Source organism: Escherichia sp. MOD1-EC4550, assembly GCF_963876935.1.
Lineage (GTDB): Bacteria > Pseudomonadota > Gammaproteobacteria > Enterobacterales > Enterobacteriaceae > Escherichia > Escherichia coli_F.
The window spans coordinates 1-22,984 of sequence record NZ_CAWNSE010000011.1 but is presented as its reverse complement, the minus strand read 5'-3'; the positions used below and the strand labels follow the sequence as shown (position 1 = coordinate 22,984).

The 22,984-nt window shown below is 49.1% G+C and carries 23 protein-coding genes and 1 pseudogene; 18 read left to right on the top strand and 6 right to left on the bottom strand.

The features are described from left to right. Positions 1 to 24: 24 nt before the first annotated feature. Positions 25 to 561: a DNA-binding transcriptional regulator SutR gene (sutR, locus tag AACU19_RS07130; protein WP_105278862.1), complete on the top strand. Its 537-nt coding sequence runs from the start codon at positions 25 to 27 to the stop codon at positions 559 to 561. Positions 562 to 633: 72 nt separating this feature from the next. Continuing rightward, positions 634 to 2,595 (top strand): 23S rRNA 5-hydroxycytidine C2501 synthase, encoded by a 1,962-nt coding sequence (gene rlhA, locus AACU19_RS07125; RefSeq protein WP_105278861.1) that lies wholly within the window; start codon positions 634 to 636, stop codon positions 2,593 to 2,595. Positions 2,596 to 2,686: 91 nt separating this feature from the next. Here rlhA and AACU19_RS07120 read toward each other — a convergent pair whose 3' ends face one another. After that, positions 2,687 to 2,917: a YncJ family protein gene (locus AACU19_RS07120; protein ID WP_000494241.1), complete on the bottom strand. Its 231-nt coding sequence runs from the start codon at positions 2,915 to 2,917 to the stop codon at positions 2,687 to 2,689. A gap of 178 nt (positions 2,918 to 3,095) precedes the next feature. Between AACU19_RS07120 and hicB the strand changes: the two are divergent. The 8 genes and pseudogenes from hicB to AACU19_RS07080 form a co-directional block, all read left to right on the top strand. Beyond that, positions 3,096 to 3,332: pseudogene (gene hicB / locus AACU19_RS07115) on the top strand (type II toxin-antitoxin system antitoxin HicB); the annotation flags it as partial. A 78-nt stretch (positions 3,333 to 3,410) separates the two neighbouring features. After that, on the top strand, positions 3,411 to 4,817 hold the full coding sequence (locus tag AACU19_RS07110; protein ID WP_105278860.1) for an aminotransferase-like domain-containing protein: 1,407 nt from the start codon (positions 3,411 to 3,413) through the stop codon (positions 4,815 to 4,817). Between the two features lie 244 nt (positions 4,818 to 5,061). After that, a complete protein-coding gene (gene ydcS, locus AACU19_RS07105; RefSeq protein WP_104919752.1) occupies positions 5,062 to 6,207 on the top strand; it encodes a putative ABC transporter substrate-binding protein YdcS in 1,146 nt (381 codons plus the stop codon). Positions 6,208 to 6,224: 17 nt separating this feature from the next. Next, positions 6,225 to 7,238: an ABC transporter ATP-binding protein gene (locus AACU19_RS07100; protein WP_105278859.1), complete on the top strand. Its 1,014-nt coding sequence runs from the start codon at positions 6,225 to 6,227 to the stop codon at positions 7,236 to 7,238. Continuing rightward, positions 7,239 to 8,180, top strand: a complete 942-nt coding sequence (locus AACU19_RS07095) for an ABC transporter permease (protein ID WP_039020866.1) — start codon at positions 7,239 to 7,241, stop codon at positions 8,178 to 8,180. It begins immediately after the preceding gene. Further along, entirely contained in the window at positions 8,170 to 8,964 is a 795-nt protein-coding gene (locus AACU19_RS07090) for an ABC transporter permease (RefSeq protein ID WP_000555466.1), read from the top strand. Before AACU19_RS07095 ends, AACU19_RS07090 begins: the two co-directional genes overlap by 11 nt. Before the next feature lie 21 nt (positions 8,965 to 8,985). Then, positions 8,986 to 10,410: an aminobutyraldehyde dehydrogenase gene (patD, locus tag AACU19_RS07085; protein WP_001163863.1), complete on the top strand. Its 1,425-nt coding sequence runs from the start codon at positions 8,986 to 8,988 to the stop codon at positions 10,408 to 10,410. Between the two features lie 233 nt (positions 10,411 to 10,643). After that, complete coding sequence (locus AACU19_RS07080) at positions 10,644 to 11,453, top strand: CatB-related O-acetyltransferase (protein ID WP_001102745.1); 810 nt, start codon at positions 10,644 to 10,646, stop codon at positions 11,451 to 11,453. A 399-nt stretch (positions 11,454 to 11,852) separates the two neighbouring features. Here the strand turns inward: AACU19_RS07080 and yncL are convergent, their stop codons facing one another. Beyond that, entirely contained in the window at positions 11,853 to 11,948 is a 96-nt protein-coding gene (gene yncL / locus AACU19_RS07075) for a stress response membrane protein YncL (RefSeq protein ID WP_001303494.1), read from the bottom strand. Positions 11,949 to 12,141: 193 nt separating this feature from the next. Between yncL and ortT the strand changes: the two genes are divergently transcribed. Continuing rightward, entirely contained in the window at positions 12,142 to 12,315 is a 174-nt protein-coding gene (gene ortT / locus AACU19_RS07070) for an orphan toxin OrtT (protein ID WP_000061178.1), read from the top strand. A gap of 85 nt (positions 12,316 to 12,400) precedes the next feature. Next, complete coding sequence (gene ydcY, locus AACU19_RS07065) at positions 12,401 to 12,634, top strand: DUF2526 family protein YdcY (RefSeq protein WP_000018633.1); 234 nt, start codon at positions 12,401 to 12,403, stop codon at positions 12,632 to 12,634. Here the strand turns inward: ydcY and AACU19_RS07060 are convergent, their stop codons facing one another. Further along, the gene (locus AACU19_RS07060) at positions 12,635 to 13,084 is read right to left on the bottom strand and encodes a DMT family transporter (RefSeq protein ID WP_001076528.1); all 450 of its coding nucleotides are present in this window, start codon (positions 13,082 to 13,084) and stop codon (positions 12,635 to 12,637) included. It abuts the gene before it with no gap. Further along, positions 13,084 to 13,599: a GNAT family N-acetyltransferase gene (locus AACU19_RS07055; RefSeq protein ID WP_000027557.1), complete on the bottom strand. Its 516-nt coding sequence runs from the start codon at positions 13,597 to 13,599 to the stop codon at positions 13,084 to 13,086. The genes AACU19_RS07060 and AACU19_RS07055 overlap by 1 nt, the downstream gene beginning before the upstream one ends. Positions 13,600 to 13,779: 180 nt before the next feature. On the opposite strand from AACU19_RS07055, the gene curA reads away from it, so the two are divergent. Next, positions 13,780 to 14,817, top strand: a complete 1,038-nt coding sequence (gene curA, locus AACU19_RS07050; RefSeq protein ID WP_105278858.1) for an NADPH-dependent curcumin/dihydrocurcumin reductase — start codon at positions 13,780 to 13,782, stop codon at positions 14,815 to 14,817. 198 nt (positions 14,818 to 15,015) lie between these two features. Beyond that, positions 15,016 to 15,681: a colanic acid/biofilm transcriptional regulator McbR gene (gene mcbR / locus AACU19_RS07045; protein WP_032184161.1), complete on the top strand. Its 666-nt coding sequence runs from the start codon at positions 15,016 to 15,018 to the stop codon at positions 15,679 to 15,681. 35 nt (positions 15,682 to 15,716) lie between these two features. Here mcbR and pqqU read toward each other — a convergent pair whose 3' ends face one another. Beyond that, positions 15,717 to 17,819 (bottom strand): TonB-dependent receptor PqqU, encoded by a 2,103-nt coding sequence (gene pqqU / locus AACU19_RS07040; RefSeq protein WP_105278857.1) that lies wholly within the window; start codon positions 17,817 to 17,819, stop codon positions 15,717 to 15,719. Positions 17,820 to 18,060: 241 nt separating this feature from the next. On the opposite strand from pqqU, the gene yncE reads away from it, so the two are divergent. After that, entirely contained in the window at positions 18,061 to 19,122 is a 1,062-nt protein-coding gene (yncE, locus tag AACU19_RS07035; RefSeq protein WP_000550675.1) for a 7-bladed beta-propeller protein YncE, read from the top strand. A gap of 114 nt (positions 19,123 to 19,236) precedes the next feature. Here yncE and ansP read toward each other — a convergent pair whose 3' ends face one another. Further along, a complete protein-coding gene (ansP, locus tag AACU19_RS07030; protein WP_105278856.1) occupies positions 19,237 to 20,736 on the bottom strand; it encodes an L-asparagine permease in 1,500 nt (499 codons plus the stop codon). A gap of 266 nt (positions 20,737 to 21,002) precedes the next feature. Here ansP and AACU19_RS07025 point away from each other — a divergent pair, with 266 nt between their 5' ends. The 3 genes from AACU19_RS07025 to AACU19_RS07015 form a co-directional block, all read left to right on the top strand. Next, complete coding sequence (locus tag AACU19_RS07025; RefSeq protein WP_000598849.1) at positions 21,003 to 21,620, top strand: glutathione S-transferase family protein; 618 nt, start codon at positions 21,003 to 21,005, stop codon at positions 21,618 to 21,620. 539 nt (positions 21,621 to 22,159) lie between these two features. After that, positions 22,160 to 22,444 (top strand): type VI secretion system PAAR protein, encoded by a 285-nt coding sequence (locus AACU19_RS07020; RefSeq protein WP_001127495.1) that lies wholly within the window; start codon positions 22,160 to 22,162, stop codon positions 22,442 to 22,444. A gap of 18 nt (positions 22,445 to 22,462) precedes the next feature. Further along, the coding region (locus tag AACU19_RS07015; protein WP_274540812.1) for a contractile injection system protein, VgrG/Pvc8 family at positions 22,463 to 22,984 on the top strand (522 nt) is incomplete at its 3' end.

The following is a 22,984-nucleotide window of genomic DNA, read 5'->3' as shown; positions in this document are numbered from 1 at the left end:
CTTCCGCTTTGCCGGAGGAGTCACATGGAAAATCTCACTCGCTTTTTATCCACTACACTTAAACAACTACGTCAGCAGCGCGGCTGGAGTCTTTCGCGACTGGCAGAAGCGACGGGGGTTTCTAAAGCGATGTTAGGGCAGATTGAGCGTAATGAGTCCAGCCCGACGGTCGCGACATTATGGAAAATTGCCACTGGGTTGAATGTGCCATTTTCGACATTTATTTCTCCGCCGCAGTCCGCTACGCCTTCAGTTTATGATCCGCAACAGCAGGCGATGGTGATCACTTCGCTGTTTCCTTATGATCCGCAACTCTGCTTTGAACACTTCTCAATTCAGATGGCTCCCGGTGCAATAAGTGAATCGATGCCCCATGAGAAGGGAGTAATCGAACATGTTGTCGTCATTGATGGGCAACTTGATCTGTGCGTTGATGGTGAATGGCAGAGCCTTAATTGTGGAAAAGGCGCTCGATTTGCTGCAGACGTTACGCATGTCTATCGTAATGGTGGGGAGCAAATCGTACATTTTCATTCCCTCATCCATTACCCACGCAGTTAAGCGGGAAAACTATTTCGCAACGTCGCGCTTGTGGCTAAAATAGCCGCCATTTTTCAGCTACTGGATAAGAATGTGACCGTATCTTCTCATCGACTTGAACTGTTAAGCCCGGCACGCGATGCCGCCATTGCCCGCGAAGCTATTTTGCACGGTGCCGATGCTGTTTATATCGGCGGCCCTGGTTTTGGTGCCCGTCATAATGCCAGTAATAGCCTGAAAGATATCGCCGAACTGGTGCCGTTTGCCCATCGTTATGGTGCAAAAATTTTCGTCACGCTTAACACCATTTTGCATGATGATGAGCTGGAACCCGCTCAGCGGTTAATTACCGATCTTTACCAGACCGGTGTCGATGCGCTGATTGTACAGGACATGGGGATTCTGGAACTTGATATTCCGCCGATTGAACTGCACGCCAGTACGCAGTGCGATATTCGCACAGTAGAAAAAGCGAAGTTCCTCTCTGATGTTGGCTTTACGCAGATTGTGCTGGCGCGAGAGCTGAATCTTGAGCAGATCCGCGCGATTCACCAGGCCACGGACGCGACCATTGAATTCTTTATTCATGGTGCATTGTGCGTGGCCTATTCTGGTCAGTGCTACATTTCTCATGCGCAAACAGGGCGTAGCGCCAACCGTGGCGATTGCTCGCAGGCGTGCCGTTTGCCATACACATTGAAAGACGATCAGGGGCGGGTGGTTTCCTATGAAAAACATCTGCTGTCGATGAAAGATAACGATCAGACTGCCAACCTCGGCGCGCTGATTGATGCTGGCGTACGCTCCTTCAAGATTGAAGGGCGTTACAAAGATATGAGCTACGTGAAGAATATCACCGCCCATTATCGTCAGATGCTGGATGCCATTATTGAAGAACGTGGCGATCTGGCGCGCGCTTCATCAGGTCGTACTGAACATTTCTTTGTTCCATCGACGGAAAAGACTTTCCACCGTGGCAGTACCGACTACTTTGTTAACGCCCGTAAAGGGGATATCGGCGCGTTCGACTCCCCCAAGTTTATCGGCCTGCCGGTCGGTGAAGTATTAAAAGTGGCGAAGGATCATCTCGATGTTGCCGTCACCGAGCCGTTAGCAAATGGCGATGGTCTGAATGTGATGATTAAACGTGAAGTGGTTGGCTTTCGCGCCAATACAGTCGAAAAAACCGGGCAAAATCAGTACCGCGTCTGGCCAAATGAGATGCCTGCGGATTTGCATAAAATTCGTCCGCATCATCCGCTTAATCGTAATCTGGACCATAATTGGCAGCAGGCGTTGACCAAAACATCCAGCGAACGTCGCGTAGCGGTAGACATTGAACTGGGCGGCTGGCAGGAACAACTGATTCTGACCCTCACCAGTGAAGAGGGTGTCAGCATTACGCATACGCTGGACGGGCAGTTCGACGAAGCCAATAACGCCGAAAAAGCAATGAACAATCTGAAGGATGGTCTGGCAAAACTGGGGCAAACCATCTATTACGCCCGCAATGTGCAAATTAATTTGCCGGGGGCGCTGTTTGTACCAAACAGTCTGTTAAACCAGTTCCGCCGTGAAGCCGTTGACATGCTGGATGCTGCGCGTCTTGCCAGTTACCAGCGCGGCAGCCGTAAACCGGTTGCTGATCCTGCGCCGGTTTATCCGCAAACGCATCTGAGTTTCCTCGCGAACGTATACAACCAGAAAGCGCGTGAATTTTATCATCGCTATGGTGTGCAACTGATTGATGCGGCGTATGAAGCGCATGAAGAGAAGGGGGAAGTGCCGGTAATGATCACCAAGCATTGTCTGCGCTTTGCCTTCAATCTGTGTCCGAAACAGGCAAAAGGTAACATCAAAAGCTGGAAGGCGACGCCAATGCAACTGGTTAATGGCGATGAAGTGTTAACGCTAAAGTTCGATTGTCGCCCATGTGAGATGCACGTCATTGGCAAAATCAAAAATCACATACTGAAAATGCCGTTACCGGGAAGCGTAGTGGCATCCGTTAGTCCGGATGAGCTGCTGAAAACATTGCCGAAGCGAAAAGGGTAAAACGCCAGTTTTCGGGTTACTCACCACTCATCCAATCTGCATGATATTGCCTGTCGGGTAAGGCGTTATGCCGCATCCGGCAACAAATGACTCAACGCTGTCCCGCTTCTGGTTTGCGCGATTTTTGCCAGTAAAAATGCTCGCGCAAACCTTCCGCCGACTCTTCCGCCACGGCACGCAATTCATCGCTGTCCGCTTCATGACGCAGCTGATGATCCACATTCTTTACCCACATAAATTCATGTCCTTTGTGCCCTGCCATGAGTTGTCCTGAGAACAGCGCACACGTTAATAAGACAACCGATAACGCCTTCGTAAACACCCCGCCACCTTTTTCTCACCTTTTGCCGCTATGATGCCGATCGTTTCTTGAGGTTATTATTCAGTTTTGCAAATTAGCGCAAAGAAATTCTGGAATCTTCCTTCCTGATTTTGCATTGCATTCTGCCGTTGCGGCGATTTAGTGCTATTTTCGAGCACATTACACACGGAGGTAAACTTCGCCATTAAATAGTCACGATCACTTTATTGAAGTGCCTTTGAGCGTCGCCTCTAAGGTATTGCTGTTAAATGCTTTTTTACCGTCAGAAATCACTCAGCAAGAGTTAGCCAGGCGAATTGGCAAACCTAAACAGGAAATTACGCGCTTATTTAACTTGCACCATGCGACAAAAATCGACGCCGTCCAGCTTGCGGCTAAGGCGCTTGGCAAAGAGTTATCGCTGGTGATGGTTTGATAACAGTTAATGAAAAGTTGTCATTTTTAACAACTGATATAGACTGCCGAATCACCTGCACATAATAACGATTCGATAATGAAAAAATACCAGCAGCTTGCAGAACAATTACGCGAGCAGATTGCGTCGGGGATCTGGCAACCCGGAGATCGTTTGCCTTCGTTGCGTGACCAGGTGGCGCTTTCTGGCATGAGCTTTATGACTGTCAGCCATGCCTATCAGTTGCTCGAAAGTCAGGGACATATTATCGCGCGACCGCAGTCGGGTTATTACGTTGCGCCACAGGCAATAAAAATGCCGAAAGCGCCAGTCATTCCAGTCACTCGAGATGAAGCAGTCGATATCAACACCTATATTTTTGATATGTTGCAGGCCAGTCGCGATCCGTCGGTAGTTCCGTTTGCCTCGGCCTTTCCCGACCCGCGACTTTTCCCCCTCCAACAACTAAACCGCTCGCTGGCGCAGGTAAGCAAAACCGCCACGGCGATGAGCGTGATTGAAAACTTACCGCCAGGAAACGCAGAACTGCGTCAGGCTATTGCTCGTCGCTATGCCTTACAGGGCATCACTATTTCTCCTGATGAAATTGTCATTACCGCCGGGGCGTTAGAGGCATTAAACCTCAGTTTACAAGCGGTAACGGAACCAGGCGATTGGGTGATAGTAGAGAATCCTTGTTTCTACGGCGCGTTGCAGGCGCTGGAGCGGTTACGGCTGAAGGCGTTATCGGTGGCGACGGACGTTAACGAAGGGATCGATCTTCAGGCGCTGGAACTGGCGTTGCAGGAGTATCCGGTGAAAGCGTGCTGGCTGATGACTAATAGCCAGAATCCACTCGGATTTACCTTAACGCCGCAGAAAAAAGCGCGGCTGGTAGCGTTGCTCAATCAGTACAACGTAACGCTGATTGAAGATGACGTTTACAGCGAACTTTATTTTGGACGGGAAAAACCGCTGCCTGCGAAAGCGTGGGATCGCCACGATGGTGTTTTGCATTGCTCTTCGTTTTCGAAATGTCTGGTGCCAGGTTTTCGTATTGGTTGGGTCGCCGCTGGAAAACACGCACGCAAAATTCAACGATTGCAATTGATGAGTACGCTTTCGACCAGTTCACCGATGCAGCTTGCGCTTGTGGATTATCTTTCCACGCGCCGTTACGACGCCCATCTTCGTCGTTTACGTCGTCAGCTTGCGGAACGTAAACAACGTGCCTGGCAGGCGCTGCTGCGTTATCTGCCTGCGGAAGTGAAAATTCATCATAATGACAGCGGTTATTTTCTCTGGCTGGAACTCCCCGCGCCGTTAGATGCGGGCGAATTAAGCCTGGCAGCACTGACGCATCATATCAGTATTGCGCCGGGTAAAATGTTTTCTACCGGTGAAAACTGGTCACGTTTTTTTCGTTTTAATACTGCATGGCAGTGGGGCGAGCGTGAAGAACAGGCGGTTAAACAATTAGGCAAACTTATTCAAGAACGGCTGTAATAGCGTTTAATTTAATTCCTCTTAGGTTGGGTAATATGAATTTCGAATAGCAGTCATATTTCCTAACCCCTTGTCTATACTCCAGAAGATAACCTCACAGACGGCATAATGCGCGGTAGCTCACAACCTGATTAAATTTTCTCAGGGGCGAAGGTGTGCCTGCAAGCCGCCGTCTATGGTTAAACAAGGAGATATTTTTACGGCACGGCGGCTGAACAATTAATTACGACAGGAGTAAGACCTTATGAGCAAGACATTTGCCCGCAGCAGCCTGTGTGCGCTCACCATGACAATAATGACCGCTCACGCCGCCGAACCGCCTACCAATTTAGATAAACCGGAAGGGCGACTGGATATTATCGCCTGGCCGGGATACATCGAACGCGGACAAACTGATAAACAATACGACTGGGTAACGCAATTCGAAAAAGAGACAGGTTGCGCGGTAAATGTAAAAACCGCCGCGACGTCCGATGAAATGGTCAGTCTGATGACCAAAGGGGGTTACGATCTGGTTACGGCGTCCGGCGATGCCTCGCTGCGCCTGATTATGGGTAAACGCGTGCAGCCGATTAATACCGCATTGATTCCCAACTGGAAAGCGCTCGATCCGCGTGTGGTTAAAGGCGACTGGTTTAACGTTGGCGGCAAAGTTTACGGCACTCCTTACCAATGGGGGCCGAACCTGCTGATGTACAACACGAAAACCTTCCCGACGCCGCCGGATAGCTGGCAAGTGGTTTTTGTTGCGCAGAATCTGCCGGACGGTAAGAGCAATAAAGGCCGCGTTCAGGCTTATGATGGCCCTATTTATATTGCGGATGCTGCGTTGTTCGTTAAAGCCACTCAGCCGCAGTTGGGCATCAGCGATCCGTATCAACTCACCGAAGAACAGTACCAGGCGGTGCTGAAAGTGCTGCGCGATCAACATAGTTTGATCCATCGCTACTGGCATGACACTACCGTGCAAATGAGCGATTTCAAAAACGAGGGTGTGGTTGCCTCCAGTGCATGGCCCTATCAGGCCAACGCCCTGAAAGCCGAAGGCCAGCCTGTCGCTACCGTTTTCCCGAAGGAGGGCGTTACCGGTTGGGCTGACACCACCATGCTACATAGCGAAGCGAAACATCCGGTTTGCGCCTACAAATGGATGAACTGGTCATTAACGCCAAAAGTGCAGGGCGATGTGGCGGCCTGGTTTGGCTCGTTACCGGTAGTGCCGGAAGGGTGTAAAGCCAGTCCGTTATTAGGCGAAAAAGGTTGTGAAACAAACGGTTTTAACTATTTCGATAAAATCGCCTTCTGGAAAACGCCTATAGCAGAAGGGGGCAAGTTTGTTCCCTACAGTCGCTGGACGCAGGATTATATTGCCATTATGGGCGGCCGCTAACTTCGCTGGGGTGTTTTATGACGTACGCAGTGGAGTTTGACAACGTATCGCGACTGTATGGTGATGTGCGCGCGGTAGATGGTGTCAGTATTGCGATAAAAGATGGTGAGTTTTTCTCAATGCTGGGGCCGTCTGGCTCCGGCAAAACCACCTGCCTGCGCCTGATTGCTGGATTCGAACAGCTTTCCGGCGGGACTATATCTATCTTTGGTAAACCCGCCAGCAATCTGCCACCGTGGGAGCGGGACGTGAATACCGTTTTCCAGGACTACGCGCTTTTTCCGCATATGTCGATTCTTGACAACGTGGCCTATGGGCTGATGGTCAAAGGGGTGGATAAAAAACAGCGACACGTAATGGCGCAAGAGGCGCTGGAGAAAGTGGCGTTGGGGTTTGTACAGCAACGTAAACCGTCACAACTTTCTGGTGGTCAGCGTCAGCGGGTTGCCATTGCCAGAGCGTTAGTGAATGAGCCGCGCGTATTGCTGCTGGATGAACCGCTCGGTGCACTGGATCTTAAGCTGCGTGAGCAGATGCAACTGGAGCTAAAAAAGCTACAACAGTCTCTTGGCATCACCTTTATTTTCGTCACCCACGATCAGGGCGAGGCATTATCGATGTCCGATCGTGTTGCGGTATTCAACAACGGTCGCATTGAGCAGGTTGATTCACCGCGTGACCTCTATATGCGCCCGCACACGCCGTTTGTTGCGGGATTCGTCGGGACATCCAACGTTTTTGAGCCGCTAATGGCCGAGAATCTTTGCGGCATGATAGGCAGTTTTGCCCTGAGACCGGAACATATCCGCCTCAATACATCCGGCGAAGTGCAGGCAAATGGCACTATTCAGGCTGTACAGTATCAGGGCGCGGCGACCCGTTTTGAACTGAGACTGAATGGCGGTGAAAAACTGCTGGTGAGTCAGGCCAATATGACAGGCGAAGAACTGCCTGCCACGCTCACGCCCGGACAACAGGTGATGGTTTCCTGGTCGCGCGATGTGATGGTGCCGCTGGTTGAGGAGAGGTGAATGGCGATGAACGTATTGCAATCACCTGCGCGCCCAGGGTTGGGTAAGGTGTCAGGTTTCTTCTGGCGGAAACCGGGACTGGGGCTGTTTTTGCTGCTGCTTGGTCCGCTGATGTGGTTTGGCATTGTCTATTTTGGTTCACTCCTGACGTTGTTATGGCAGGGCTTTTATACCTTTGACGATTTCACCATGTCGGTAACGCCAGAACTGACGCTGGCGAATATCCGTGCGCTGTTTAATCCGGCGAATTACGACATCATCCTCCGCACGCTAACCATGGCTGTGGCTGTCACTATCGCGAGCGCCATTCTGGCTTTTCCGATGGCGTGGTATATGGCGCGCTATACCAGCGGGAAAATGAAAGCGTTCTTTTATATTGCGGTGATGCTGCCAATGTGGGCAAGCTACATTGTTAAAGCTTATGCCTGGACATTATTGCTGGCAAAAGATGGCGTGGCGCAGTGGTTTTTACAACATCTGGGGCTGGAACCACTGCTGACAGCGTTCCTTACATTACCCGCGGTGGGCGGTAACACGTTGTCAACTTCCGGGCTGGGGCGCTTTCTCGTGTTTCTCTATATCTGGCTGCCGTTCATGATCCTGCCCGTGCAGGCGGCGCTTGAGCGTTTGCCGCCGTCATTGTTGCAGGCGTCGGCTGATCTTGGCGCGCGTCCACGGCAAACCTTTCGCTATGTGGTGCTGCCGCTGGCGATCCCGGGTATTGCCGCTGGCTCTATCTTTACCTTTTCACTCACACTGGGCGATTTTATCGTTCCGCAGCTGGTTGGCCCTCCAGGATATTTTATCGGCAATATGGTTTATTCCCAGCAGGGGGCGATTGGCAATATGCCGATGGCGGCGGCATTCACCCTGGTGCCGATTGTTCTCATCGCACTGTACCTGGCGTTCGTGAAACGTCTGGGAGCGTTCGATGCACTCTGAACGCGCACCGTTTTTCCTTAAACTGGCGGCCTGGGGCGGCGTTGTTTTCCTTCATTTTCCCATCCTGATTATCGCCGCCTATGCTTTTAATACCGAAGATGCAGCGTTTAGTTTTCCACCGCAAGGCCTGACGCTGCGCTGGTTTAGCGTGGCAGCACAGCGTAGTGATATTCTTGATGCTGTGACACTGTCACTTAAAGTGGCGGCGCTGGCGACATTAATTGCGCTGGTATTAGGGACACTGGCCGCTGCTGCGCTGTGGCGTCGGGACTTTTTCGGTAAAAGCGCCATTTCATTGTTATTGCTGCTGCCCATTGCGCTGCCGGGCATTGTCACTGGTCTGGCGCTATTAACTGCTTTTAAAACCATCAATCTGGAGCCGGGATTTTTCACCATCGTGGTCGGTCATGCGACTTTTTGCGTAGTGGTGGTGTTTAACAATGTCATCGCCCGTTTTCGCCGCACCTCCTGGAGTCTGGTTGAGGCGTCAATGGATCTTGGGGCCAATGGCTGGCAAACCTTCCGCTACGTGGTGTTGCCGAATCTCAGTTCGGCGCTTCTGGCAGGAGGAATGCTGGCGTTTGCTTTGTCGTTCGATGAAATCATCGTTACGACTTTTACGGCAGGTCATGAACGAACGTTACCGTTGTGGTTACTCAATCAGCTTGGGCGACCACGTGATGTACCGGTAACCAACGTCGTGGCACTGCTGGTTATGTTGGTAACAACCTTGCCGATCCTGGGAGCCTGGTGGCTAACCCGCGAAGGCGACAATGGTCAATAACCACTGATACAGGAATATGCTATGCAACATAAGTTACTGATTAACGGAGAACTGGTTAGCGGCGAAGGGGAAAAACAGCCTGTCTATAATCCGGCAACGGGGGACGTTTTACTGGAGATTGCCGAGGCATCCGCAGAGCAGGTGGATGCTGCTGTTCGCGCGGCAGATGCAGCATTTGCCGAATGGGGGCAAACCACGCCGAAAGCGCGTGCGGAATGCCTGCTGAAACTGGCCGATGTTATTGAAGAAAATGGTCAGGTTTTTGCCGAATTGGAGTCCCGTAATTGTGGCAAACCGCTGCATAGTGCGTTCAATGATGAAATTCCGGCGATTGTCGATGTCTTTCGCTTTTTCGCCGGGGCGGCGCGCTGCCTCAATGGTCTGGCGGCCGGCGAATACCTTGAAGGTCATACTTCAATGATCCGTCGGGATCCGTTGGGGGTCGTGGCTTCTATCGCACCGTGGAATTATCCGCTGATGATGGCCGCGTGGAAACTGGCTCCGGCGCTGGCGGCAGGGAACTGCGTAGTGCTTAAACCATCAGAAATTACGCCGCTGACAGCGTTGAAGCTGGCTGAACTGGCGAAAGATATCTTCCCGGCTGGCGTGATTAATGTGCTGTTTGGCAGAGGCAAAACAGTGGGCGATCCGCTGACCGGACATCCCAAAGTGCGGATGGTGTCGCTGACGGGCTCTATCGCCACCGGCGAGCACATCATCAGCCATACAGCGCCGTCTATTAAGCGTACTCATATGGAGTTGGGTGGCAAAGCGCCAGTGATTGTTTTTGATGATGCTGATATTGAAGCAGTGGTCGAAGGTGTTCGCACTTTTGGCTATTACAATGCCGGACAGGATTGTACTGCGGCTTGTCGGATCTACGCGCAAAAAGGTATTTACGATACGCTGGTGGAAAAACTCGGTGCTGCAGTGGCAACGTTAAAATCTGGTGCGCCGGATGACGAGTCCACAGAGCTTGGACCGTTAAGTTCGCTGGCACATCTCGAACGTGTCAGCAAGGCGGTAGAAGAGGCGAAAGAGACAGGGCACATCAAAGTGATCACCGGTGGTGAAAAACGCAAGGGTAATGGTTATTACTACGCGCCTACGCTGCTGGCTGGCGCGTTACAGGACGATGCCATCGTGCAAAAAGAGGTATTTGGTCCGGTGGTGAGCGTGACGGCCTTTGACAATGAAGAACAGGTGGTGAACTGGGCGAATGACAGCCAGTACGGACTTGCATCTTCGGTATGGACTAAAGATGTGGGCAGGGCGCATCGTGTCAGCGCACGACTGCAATATGGTTGTACCTGGGTCAATACCCATTTCATGCTGGTAAGTGAAATGCCGCACGGTGGACAGAAACTTTCTGGTTACGGCAAGGATATGTCACTTTATGGGCTGGAGGATTACACCGTCGTCCGCCATGTCATGGTTAAACATTAAGTTAAATGCTAGTGGCTGTTATATGAAATTATATGATGGCCACTATCGTTTGAAGTTTTGAGTCATTGGCGATTAATAATAATGAATACATTAAAACGAGTGGAAAAGTTAGACGACTATTATGCGCTAAAGGTATGATGGTGATTTTTCATCCTGTCATGGTTGATTCATAGAAGACTTTAGAGTATCGTTATTCAACTAATAATTTATAAGTAAAAGTAGAAATCTTTAGTATGAACGTACAGTTATATAAATTCACAGAAGATAAAAATAAAACCATTACCTTTAGGTGGACGAAAAAACACTTTGAATTTTGCATGGATAATAAAATATTTTTAAATCATAAAGGGAAGAAGTCTTACAAAGAAAGGAATTTATTTCTTTTCTCAAAAGGTGACAAAATATCAATTGAAGAGAATGTTATTGCTGAAGAATATTCAACAATGCCTGTAAAAAATTTTTCCAGTGTAGGTGCATTTTCATTTCCAACTTGTCATTTTTCAGGGAATATACATATAGGACGATTTTGTAGTATTGCATCAAATGTAAAAATAATGGGTGGAAATCATCCTATGAATCGTTTTACTACTCACATGATGACTTATAACGGTGAATTTGATAAATTTGCCTTGAGTGAGTTCGAACGGCCATGGACATTGAAACCATTCATTACCAAACCTGAAAATCCGATTATAGGAAACGATGTCTGGATAGGAAATGATGTTGTATTGAAAGGTGGCATCGCAATAGGTGATGGTGCTGTTATTGCTGCCAATTCCGTTGTTACCAAAGATGTGCCACCATATGCCATAGTTGCAGGAGTTCCTGCAAAAATAATCAGATTTAGATTTGATTCAAATATTATTGATGAATTGTTGAGAATAAAGTGGTGGAATTATAATTACTCAGATCTTCCGGATAATAACAAATGTGATGATATAAATTATTTTGTTGAAGAGATGAATCGATTGATATCAAATGGAAATATTCAAGAGAGGGACTATAAAAAATTCAATCTTTCTGAGATATTCAGAGACCTATAATTGTCTGTTTTACATGATAAATGGGCAGATAACCAGTGCGGGGTTTGCAATTTCAATGGGACAGCGTCCTCAAGGAGGTTGCAAACATCCTGCCATGCATATACTTTATGCCATCTTTTTATATTTACTTTATTCCCTGAAAGTATAAAGCATTTATAGACCCCGCGCGTCTAAAGTAATGACGATAGAAAAATGTGAAAACAAAGTTCCCTTTGAATCAGTAAGCTGTCTGTAAGGACGATAGGAGGGGGATGTTTTCTACTTATTTCAATGTAGATGTCAGCAAAAAGAAGTAAATATTAAGGATAATGTTGTAAACCTGGAGAGTATGAGATGATCTTGCGTACTGTCAGAGCACTGATTTCTCTGACAGTACGTGCTGCGTGCAAAATCACTACATCAAATAAACCAGCCAAATCTCATAGAGATAAGAGTAAACAAACCAACAGCAGCAAAGACATTTATCAGTACTACAGTTCTACTGGAAACATTCATTTTTGCCACCTTTTATCATTGCCCCTATGTGTATAGTACGGGTTAAGAAAATCCGCAATAATAATTATTCTGAAGATGGATAAGGGCAAGTTGCTGTTGATGATTTTTTCTCAAACTGGTGAAAAAACTTGATGCACGTCAAAAAATGACGCATATTTGCGCGCGTTTTATTCATCTGGCTGGACGCCCGTACATGTCTCTCTATCAACACATGCTTGTTTTTTATGCGGTTATGGCAGCAATCGCATTTCTTATCACCTGGTTTCTTTCTCACGATAAGAAACGCATCCGTTTCTTAAGCGCCTTTCTGGTGGGGGCAACATGGCCGATGAGTTTCCCGGTGGCGCTGTTGTTTTCACTGTTTTAAATCTTACGCACTGGCTTGACGGCACCACGCAGACTTATATCATTTGGATGAATCGATAAATTTCACAAGTGGCTAAGGAGAAAGTATGTCGCATCTGGATGAAGTCATCGCGCGCGTGGATGCCGCGATTGAAGAGAGCGTCATTGCCCATATGAACGAATTATTAATCGCCCTGAGCGATGACGCGGAGTTAAGTCGGGAAGATCGCTACACCCAGCAGCAGCGTCTGCGCACAGCGATCGCCCATCACGGTCGCAAGCATAAAGAAGATATGGAAGCGCGCCACGAACAGTTAACCAAAGGCGGCACCATCCTCTGATTAAAATGTGCGCCTGGCCACCAGCCAGGCACCAACCACAAGTAAAATTGCGCCACAAATTGGGCCGATCAACGCCCGTAGTGGTACGCCATGACTGCGGAAGATATCCAGCACCAGACCGCCAATTAGCTGGCTGGCGACCAGTACTGCAATAGTTGTCGCCGCTCCCAAATTCTGATATCCGCTGATACTGGCGAAGACAAAAAAAGATCCCAGCAAGCCGGGTATAAGTGTCCACCAGCGTACGCTGGACACCAGTTCGCCAAACCCCGCCATGCCTTGTTTAAACCATAAAATAGAAACAAAGAGCACAATCCCTACCAGTGAGTTCAGCAACATGGCGATGAGAATGGTAGAGGAGGTCTGGGTGATGCGCACCATTAGCGTGTTCTGGACGACCAGACCAATCCCTGCGGCAATCAAAAAGGCAAGGGTAAGCGACTGATTCATCAGATTGCGTCCGGTTCACTGCGTTCGTCGAGTTGCAACTGCATAAATGTCAGATCCAGCCAGCGCCCAAATTTAGTGCCCACCTGCGGCATTTGTGCGGTGATGACAAATCCCAGCGACTGGTGGAGATGCAGCGAAGCCTGATTTTGCGATTCGATCCCGGCGACCATAACATGCTTCCCGCAATCCCGCGCTTCATCAATCAATCGGCTTAACAATTTACGCCCAAGACCTTTGCCCTGATGATCAGGATGGACATAAACCGAATGCTCCACGGTATGGCGAAAACCATCGAAACTACGCCAGTCGCCAAACGAGGCATATCCCGTCACTACGCCATCTTCTTCACTCACCAGCACCGGATAACCTGCTATGGTCCGCGCTTCAAACCAGGCAATGCGGTTATCTGCATCCACCGTTTGGTCATTCCAGATAGCCGCCGTATACAACACGGCGTGGTTATAAATTTCCGCAATGGCAGCACAGTCGGCTTTGCGGGCAAAACGGATGGACATGTCTGGCCTCGATAAAATAATGATAATGACGTTATCAATACTATCGAAAACAGCCCGAAGCAACGGATTCCTCGATGAAATTATTGCGTGTTGCAGAGGGGATGTGACGACTGCAAACAAAACCAATCCTGCGAGCCTGCTACTATTGATGGATTCATGCCAAAAGCACAGGAGAGCATTATGGGGCAACAAAAGCAGCGTAACCGCCGTTGGGTTCTGGCCTCGCGTCCGCATGGCGCGCCGGTTCCGGAGAATTTTCGTCTTGAAGAAGATGATGTCGCCACACCGGGTGAAGGACAGGTATTACTGCGCACAGTTTATTTGTCACTGGACCTGTATATGCGTGGACGTATGAGCGATGAGCCATCTTATTCACCGCCGGTTGACATTGACGGCGTGATGGTCGGCGGTACGGTGAGCCGTGTCGTGGAGTCAAATCATCCTGATTACCAGCCTGGTGACTGGGTGCTGGGCTACAGTGGATGGCAGGACTATGACATATCCAGTGGTGATGATTTGGTGAAACTTGGCGATCATCCGCAAAATCCATCGTGGTCGCTGGGTGTGCTGGGGATGCCAGGCTTTACCGCTTATATGGGCCTGCTGGATATCGGTCAGCCCAAAGAAGGCGAAACGTTGGTGGTAGCTGCAGCGACAGGACCAGTGGGGGCGACGGTGGGGCAAATCGGCAAACTTAAAGGTTGCAGAGTGGTGGGGGTAGCTGGTGGCGCGGAAAAATGCCGCCATGCTACCGAGGTGTTGGGCTTCGATGTCTGCCTTGACCATCACGCGGATGATTTTGCCGAGCAACTGGCGAAAGCGTGCCCAAAAGGTATCGATATTTATTATGAAAACGTTGGCGGTAAGGTATTTGATGCGGTGCTACCGTTACTCAATACATCCGCGCGCATTCCCGTCTGCGGCTTAGTGAGCAGCTATAACGCTACAGAGCTACCACCCGGTCCGGATCGTTTACCCCTGTTGATGGCAACGGTGCTGAAAAAACGCATTCGCTTGCAAGGGTTTATTATTGGTCAGGATTATGGTCACCGTATCCATGAGTTTCAGCAGGAGATGGGACAATGGGTGAAAGAGGGGAAAATTCACTATCGTGAACAAATTACCAACGGTTTGGAGAACGCCCCACAGACGTTTATCGGCCTGCTGAAGGGTAAAAACTTTGGCAAAGTGGTGATCCGCGTGGCGGATGATGATTAAAGTTTCAACGGCGGCGTAAGGCCGCCATAAAAATCCAGGCAAAAAGCTTATTTTCAGCTTTAATTAACTGACCACATCATTGTTCTGCTGCTAATAACTACAAAGGTGAGTGGCTTATGATTATTCATTTTAACACACCAGGTGAACGCCTTCTGCCATGCAGGCAGGGTCGGAAAGAAAACACGCGAAGGAAGTAAAATGCCTGGAACGGAAAAAATGAAACATGTTAGTTTGACTATGCAGGTTGAGAACGACCTGAAACATCAACTAAGTATTGGCGCACTAAAACCTGGCGCACGCCTGATTACTAAAAATCTGGCGGAGCAATTAGGTATGAGTATTACACCCGTGCGTGAAGCATTATTACGTCTGGTTTCGGTGAATGCGCTCTCTGTCGCACCAGCGCAAGCATTTACAGTACCGGAAGTGGGGAAAGGTCAATTAGACGAAATCAATCGGATCCGCTACGAACTGGAATTAATGGCAGTTGCTCTGGCTGTAGAAAACCTCTCCTCGCAAGATATAGCGGAACTTCAGAAATTGCTCGATAAATTACAGCAGGCGCAAGAAAAGGGCGACATGGAACAAATCATTAATGCGAACAGGTTATTTCGCTTAGCGATTTATCATCGTTCAAATATGCCCATCCTGTGTGAGATGATTGAGCAACTGTGGGTCAGGATGGGACCTGGTTTACATTATCTTTATGAAGCGATTAATCCAGCGGAATTACAGGATCGTATAGAAAGCTATCATGAACTACTCGCCGCGTTGAAAGTAAAAGACAAAGAGCGATGCAGACATTGTCTTGCTGAAATTATGCAACAAAATGTTGCTATGTTATACCAGCAATATAATCGTTAAATTAAATGCCCGGCAAATACCGGGCATCAAGATAATCACTCAAATGGCCACGCAACATTCACGCCGATACCATAATTTCGCCCGGGCGCAGGTTCGTAATATCGCCCGTTCGACTCATTGACAATGACAGAACCAACGTATTCTTTATCGAATAAATTATCGACACGGCCAAATAAATCCACAGTTAAATTGTGGTAATTGTATTTATACCCCGTGAATAAGCCGACGAGTGTATAAGAAGGCGCTTTGGCCGTATTTTCATCATCGGCCATAATATCGCCCATATAACGCGCTTCCGTGCCTGCATACCAGCCATCTTCCGGTACATAACCTATCGACGCAAAGCCCATATTACGGGCGATCCCCGGCATCCGGTTACCGTTACAATCTTGATCATTGCAAACATTGCTGCGATAGGTCGCATCAAGCCAGGTCCAGGACGCTTTTATGCGAAAATCTCCCGCGAAACGTTGATCCCATGCCAGCTCAGCACCTTGACGACGGGTATTTCCGGCATTTTTATAAGTCGTACGTCCACCGCTACTGCTATCGACAACAATTTCATCATCGGTGTCGGTCTGGAACAATGCGAGACTAAGCAGCCCATCACCAATACGCGTTTTACTGCCGATCTCAATTGTATCGTTGGTGGATGGTTTTAAACCAAAGTTCATACCGCTTTGACCGTCAGCACGATAAGACAGCTCATTAATCGTCGGCGTTTCAAAACCACGCCCGGCTGCCAGATAGATATTCCAGGCATCGGTCATTGCATATTTTAACGATCCGGCTGGTAGCCATTTGTGATAACTGGCATCACCACTGTCATCGCCGTTACCCGGAGTAATGTAATGATCGTTGGAATCAAACCATACGGAGCTGTAGCGCACGCCGGCATCCAACGACAGTTTTTCGCTCAGCTGCCACTGCGTTTGTAAATAAGGATCGACGTTCCACATCAGATTGCGTTCGTCGCGGCGCAACTCACCTTTTTGCCCGTACTCCGGCACACCGCTGTTCAGGCGGAAGTTGTTGTAGCCTTTACGGTTTTCACTCATGTTTTCGTAGTTCAGGCCGGTAGTGAACGTGACCGGAACACCCAGTTCGCCACGGTGTGTCCAGCGGCTGTCTATCCCCTGGTAATGACGTTGTAGAGTAATCACACCGCCCGCATGCGATGGGTTAAGTTGGGGGGGCATTGGGATTGACTGGTACTGGGTCGTTTCTCGTTCTCCGGCATACATCATCACACTCATATCATCCTGCGAACTTAGGCTACGTTCATAGCGCAACCCAGCCTGAGTTTGCTGGATGGTTTTTCGCGTGTCGTACTGTTCAGCGCGTGGCGCTTGTTGCGGATTCGCCTTCCATTCTGCTTCGGTTAGCCCACCTGGGTCATCTGCTTTGATATCCACACTATTGAAAATCAGGCTTAATTTGCTGGCGTCATCAATGCGAACGCCCAGTTTGGCATTGGCTAAATTTTTCTGTGCGCCACTATGATCACGATAGCCGTGGGTCGTAAAACGCGTGGTTGAGACGGTGTAATCGACATCACCGGGCTGTGTGCCGTCTCCCGTTGCGCCCGTTGCTTTCAGCCCATAGCGCCAGCTGCCAAAACTGCCGTAGTAACTACTGGCTTCAATGGTTGGTGGCTGTTGCCCGGTCTGGGTGGTGACATTCATTACACCGCCAGACGCGTTGCCATACAGGGCAGAGAAGGGGCCACGCAGCACTTCCACATTTTGCACACTGCTTAAATCGATGTTGGATGTTTGCCCTTGCCCGTCGGGCATGGTGGCGGGTATACCGTCCACATACAGGCGAATACCGCGAATACCGTAAGTGGAGCGGGAGCCAAATCCGCGAATCGACAGCTGTAAATCTTGCGCATAGTTCTGCCGGTTTTGTACCTGCAAACCAGGCACGCCGGTCAGTGATTCGGACAAGTTAATGCGCTGTGTTGCCAGACGCATCTCCTCGCCGTCGATCACGCTCACCGCTGCGGGTGTGTCCAGTTCTGAAACCCCCTGCGGCGTGGCGGTAACAATCATGGTTTGTTCATTAGCGGCAAAAGTGGGAGGAGAAAGGAGAATCAGTGCGGGCAAAACGGTCTGTCGGACAGAAAAAATCTTCATGAAAAAAGCCAGGTTAAGAATGGGAAAACGCCGTCATGGTAATAAAATTGTAAATTTATGGAAAATGAAACGGCACAATACGTTAAGTAATTGAGAGAATTGTAGTCGTAACGGCAAGAAATGCTCCACATTTGAGAAAATAATGATTACCATTCCCATTTGTAACAAGAGCGTAACGATGATTACGCTTAGCGAAGCATTGTGAAGCAGCAAAAATATCGGTTCATCAAAGGGAGTCGTCATGCATTTACGTCATCTGTTTTCATCGCGCCTGCGTGGTTCATTACTGTTAGGTTCATTGCTTGTTGCTTCATCATTCAGTACGCAGGCCGCAGAAGAAATGCTGCGTAAAGCGGTAGGTAAAGGTGCCTACGAAATGGCTTATAGCCAGCAAGAAAACGCGCTGTGGCTCGCCACTTCGCAAAGCCGCAAACTGGATAAAGGTGGCGTGGTTTATCGTCTTGATCCGGTCACTCTGGAAGTGACGCAGGCGATCCATAACGATCTCAAGCCGTTTGGTGCCACCATCAATAACACGACTCAGACGTTGTGGTTTGGTAACACCGTAAACAGCGCGGTCACGGCGATAGATGCCAAAACGGGCGAAGTGAAAGGCCGTCTGGTGCTGGATGATCGTAAGCGCACGGAAGAGGTGCGCCCGCTGCAACCGCGTGAGCTGGTAGCTGATGATGCCACGAACACCGTTTACATCAGTGGTATTGGTAAAGAGAGCGTGATTTGGGTCGTTGATGGCGAGAATATCAAACTGAAAACCGCCATCCAGAACACCGGTAAAATGAGTACCGGTCTGGCGCTGGATAGCAAAGGCAAACGTCTTTACACCACTAATGCCGATGGTGAGCTGATTACCATCGACACCGCCGACAATAAAATCCTCAGCCGTAAAAAGCTGCTGGATGATGGCAAAGAGCACTTCTTTATCAACATCAGCCTCGATACCGCCAGGCAGCGTGCATTTATCACCGATTCTAAAGCGGCAGAAGTGCTAGTGGTCGATACCCGTAATGGCAATATTCTGGCGAAGGTTGCGGCACCGGAATCACTGGCTGTGCTGTTTAACCCAGCGCGTAATGAAGCTTACGTAACGCATCGTCAGGCAGGTAAAGTCAGTGTGATTGACGCGAAAAGCTATAAAGTGGTGAAAACGTTCGATACGCCGACCCATCCGAACAGCCTGGCGCTGTCTGCCGATGGCAAAACGCTGTATGTCAGTGTGAAACAAAAATCTACTAAACAGCAGGAAGCTACTCAGCCGGACGATGTGATTCGTATTGCGTTGTAATAGATATGGCGAGGGTGAAAACGGAGAGACTTGCCTGACTTTTATCACGCCGCATGCGGCACACCTTCGTCAGTAATCTAAATTTGCCCGGCACGTAGCCGGGCAATTTTGCAATTAGCTCGCCGTTTCAGGCTTAAACACAATTTCCTGTTTTTCTTCATCTTCCTCGACGACTGGCGCAGTGCTGTGAATTTCAGCAACGCGTTTGCGCACACCAAACCAGCCTATAACCAGCAGAATACCGATAATCGGCAGCGCCGCGATAGTATAAGTCCCGTTCGGGTAATCGAACGCCATCAGCACAAGGACACTCAGTAAAAACAGTAATGTCAGCCAGGAAGTGAAGGGCGCGCCAGGCAGTTTAAAACTGACATCCGCTGCTTTGCCTTCTTTAATCGCTTTACGCAGGCGCATCTGGCACACGATGATAAACGCCCATGAAGCGATGATTCCCAGCGACGCGAAGTTCAACACAATCTCAAATACGCGCGACGGCACCAGATAGTTAAGGAATACGCCAACAACATAAACGACCAGCGTCGCCAGGATCCCGGCATACGGCACATGCTGACGACTCATTTTCGCCATGAAACTTGGTGCAGAGCCGCCCATCGCCATTGAGCGCAGAATACGCCCGGTGCAGTACAGACCTGAGTTCAGGCTGGAGAGGGCAGCGGTCAGCACCACAATGTTCATAATGCTGCCGATATATGGCACACCCAGTTTAGAGAAAAACGTCACGAACGGACTTTGCCCCGCCTGATACGCGCTCCACGGCAATAACATAACCAGCAACACCACGGAGCCGACGTAAAACAGGCCAATACGCCAAATCACACTGTTAATGGCTTTAGGCACCATGGTCTGCGGATCTTTACATTCTCCGGCAGCTGTACCCACTATTTCAATGGAGGCAAAAGCAAACACTACGCCCTGAATCAATACCAGCGCAGGTAGCAAACCATGGGGGAAGAAGCCGCCATTATCGGTGATTAAATGAAAGCCAGTGGTGTTGCCATCCAGCGGCTGACCACTACCGAGGAACACTGTACCCACGACCAAAAAGGTCACAATGGCGAGCACTTTAATAAGCGCAAACCAGAACTCCATCTCCGCAAACCATTTCACACCGATCATATTCATGGTGCCAACGATGGTCAGCGCAGCGAGCGCAAAGACCCACTGCGGCACGCCGCCAAACGCACCCCAGTAATGCATATACAGAGCGACGGCGGTAATATCGACAATCCCGGTCATCGCCCAGTTGATGAAGTACATCCAGCCTGCAACGTAAGCGGCTTTCTCTCCTAAAAACTCACGGGCATAAGAGACAAAACTGCCACTGGAAGGGCGGTGTAGCACCAGCTCACCCAATGCACGCAGAATAAAAAATGAAAACAGGCCGCAGATTAAATAGACCAGTGCCAGTGCTGGCCCCGCCATTTGCAGTCGGGCTCCTGCACCTAAAAACAAGCCGGTGCCAATCGCGCCGCCAATGGCGATCATCTGTACCTGGCGATTGCCCATCGCTTTGTGATACCCCTCTTCGTGGGCATTAAGCCAGCGACGTTTCGCGGCGTGTTGATCTGAAGTGTCGGTGTCGTGTTTACTCATTGCTCTCCCTGATTGCTTTAATGAAAAAGTCATATAAGTTGCCATGAACAAGGTTTATTCATCCTGGCGATGATAGTTATCACCATTATTCTTTATGGGTATAAAACTATCGGCGCAGCATCCTACCCGTTATCGATAAACGATGCAAAACATCCCCTTACAATCCTGAAGGGGAATAATACAACTGACGAAAAAATGACAAATCCTTTTGCTGGTTAACCTGTGTACTGTCCTACACTTAATCTTTAAAAGATTGTGAGGGGCATATGATTAAGGTGTATGGCGTACCCGGATGGGGCTCTACAATCAGTGAGCTGATGCTATCACTGGCTGATATTCCTTATCAGTTCGTTGATGTCAGTGGTTTTGACCACGAGGGAACTTCACGCGAGTTATTGAAAACCCTCAACCCGTTGTGTCAGATTCCGACACTGGCGCTGGAAAATGACGAGATTATGACGGAGACAGCGGCGATTGCATTGATGGTTCTCGATCGTCGCCCGGACCTTGCGCCACCGGTTAGGCGCGCCGAACGTCAGCAGTTTCAACGGCTATTGGTCTGGCTGGTTGCTAATGTCTATCCAACGTTCACTTTCGCCGATTACCCTGAGCGTTGGGCATCTGACACACCTGAACAGTTAAAGAAGAATGTTATTGAATATCGCAAATCGCTTTATATCTGGCTGAATTCACAACTGACCGCTGAACCTTATGCGTTTGGTGAGCAACTAACGCTGGTGGACTGTTATCTTTGCACAATGCGCACATGGGGGCCTGGGCATGAATGGTTTCAGGATAATGCCACGAATATCAGTGCGATTGCTGATGCTGTATGTCAGATACCAAAGTTACAAGAAGTACTAAAAAGGAATGCCATTATTTAACAACAATGCCGGAGATTAATGTTAATGAATCACTGGCGTAGTTAACTGGATATCCATTTGTTTGCTATGAATAGTAATTAAAGTTGGCACAACTATTTATATGATTGATGTAATTTCGTTTTTTATATGAAATATCAATTTAATATAATCCGAAAATAAAACATCTTTTCGCATGTAGAGAAACATGTCGATATGATAGTGCAGTGCAGATCATGTCATCAGGGTAGGGCGGTAGCGTATTTAATCAGGGAAAGATTACGCAACGCTGCTTTTTTGTATTGAACGATTCGCATTTTATGTTTAAAAATTGCGATATTCCTTATTTCCTGAAGCTGTTTTTATTGCTTATACATGATCAAATACTCCTTACATAATTAAGGAGAACAAAATGGAACTTAATACACGCCAACAATTTGTATTACTTAAATAGACCAGTGAAGGTACGTATCAGAATATCCGGTGAAGTGATTAATATTTCGTTGAATATTTCTCCGGATTTTTGAAACCTGCTGCTGTAGAAATTCTGAACAGGAGGAATTATGCCTTTAGCAGCCAAACTTACCGACAAAGGCACCCAGCACGACGGTTATTACGAGACCGTCATCACCGCCGGGTCATCCACCGTTTTTATCGATGGTCTCCCCGCAGCCCGCCAGGGAGATCCGCTGACGCCGCATGCTAAACCGAAGCATCCCCCTCATCCCCGTAAAATCGCCAGAGGCTCGTCAACCGTCTTTATTGACGGCCTGCCCGCCGCCAGAACCGGTGATGCTGTTGACTGCGGCGGCGTGGTTATTGGTGGCGGTACGGTAAATATAGGCTGATATGTCTGAGAGGTATTTATGTCCTTAAAAGGTCTTCGCTTTACACTGGAGGTTGACGGCCAGGAACCGGACACCTTTGCGGTGGTGAGCTTCCGGTTAATCCAGAACCAGTCATATCCGTTTGTGATGAGTGTGGATGTTGCCAGCGACTCTTTTATGCAGACGGCGGAGATGCTGCTGGAGAAGAAGGCAACGCTGACTATCTGGCAGGGCGTCATCCCGTTGCGTTATGTCACCGGCGTGGTGGCGGGTTTTGGCATGCAGGAGAATAACGGCTGGCAGATGCGTTATCACCTGCGTATTGAGCCGCCGTTATGGCGGTGCGGGCTGCGGCGGAACTTCCGTATCTTCCAGCAGCAGGATATCCGGACGATATCGGCCACGTTACTGAACGAGAACGGCGTCACGGAGTGGACGCCGCTGTTTTATGAGGACCATCCGGCGCGGGAATTCTGTGTCCAGTACGGGGAAAGCGACCTGACGTTTCTGTCCCGGTTGTGGGCGGAGGAGGGAATTTTCTTCTTTGAGCGGTTTGCGGCG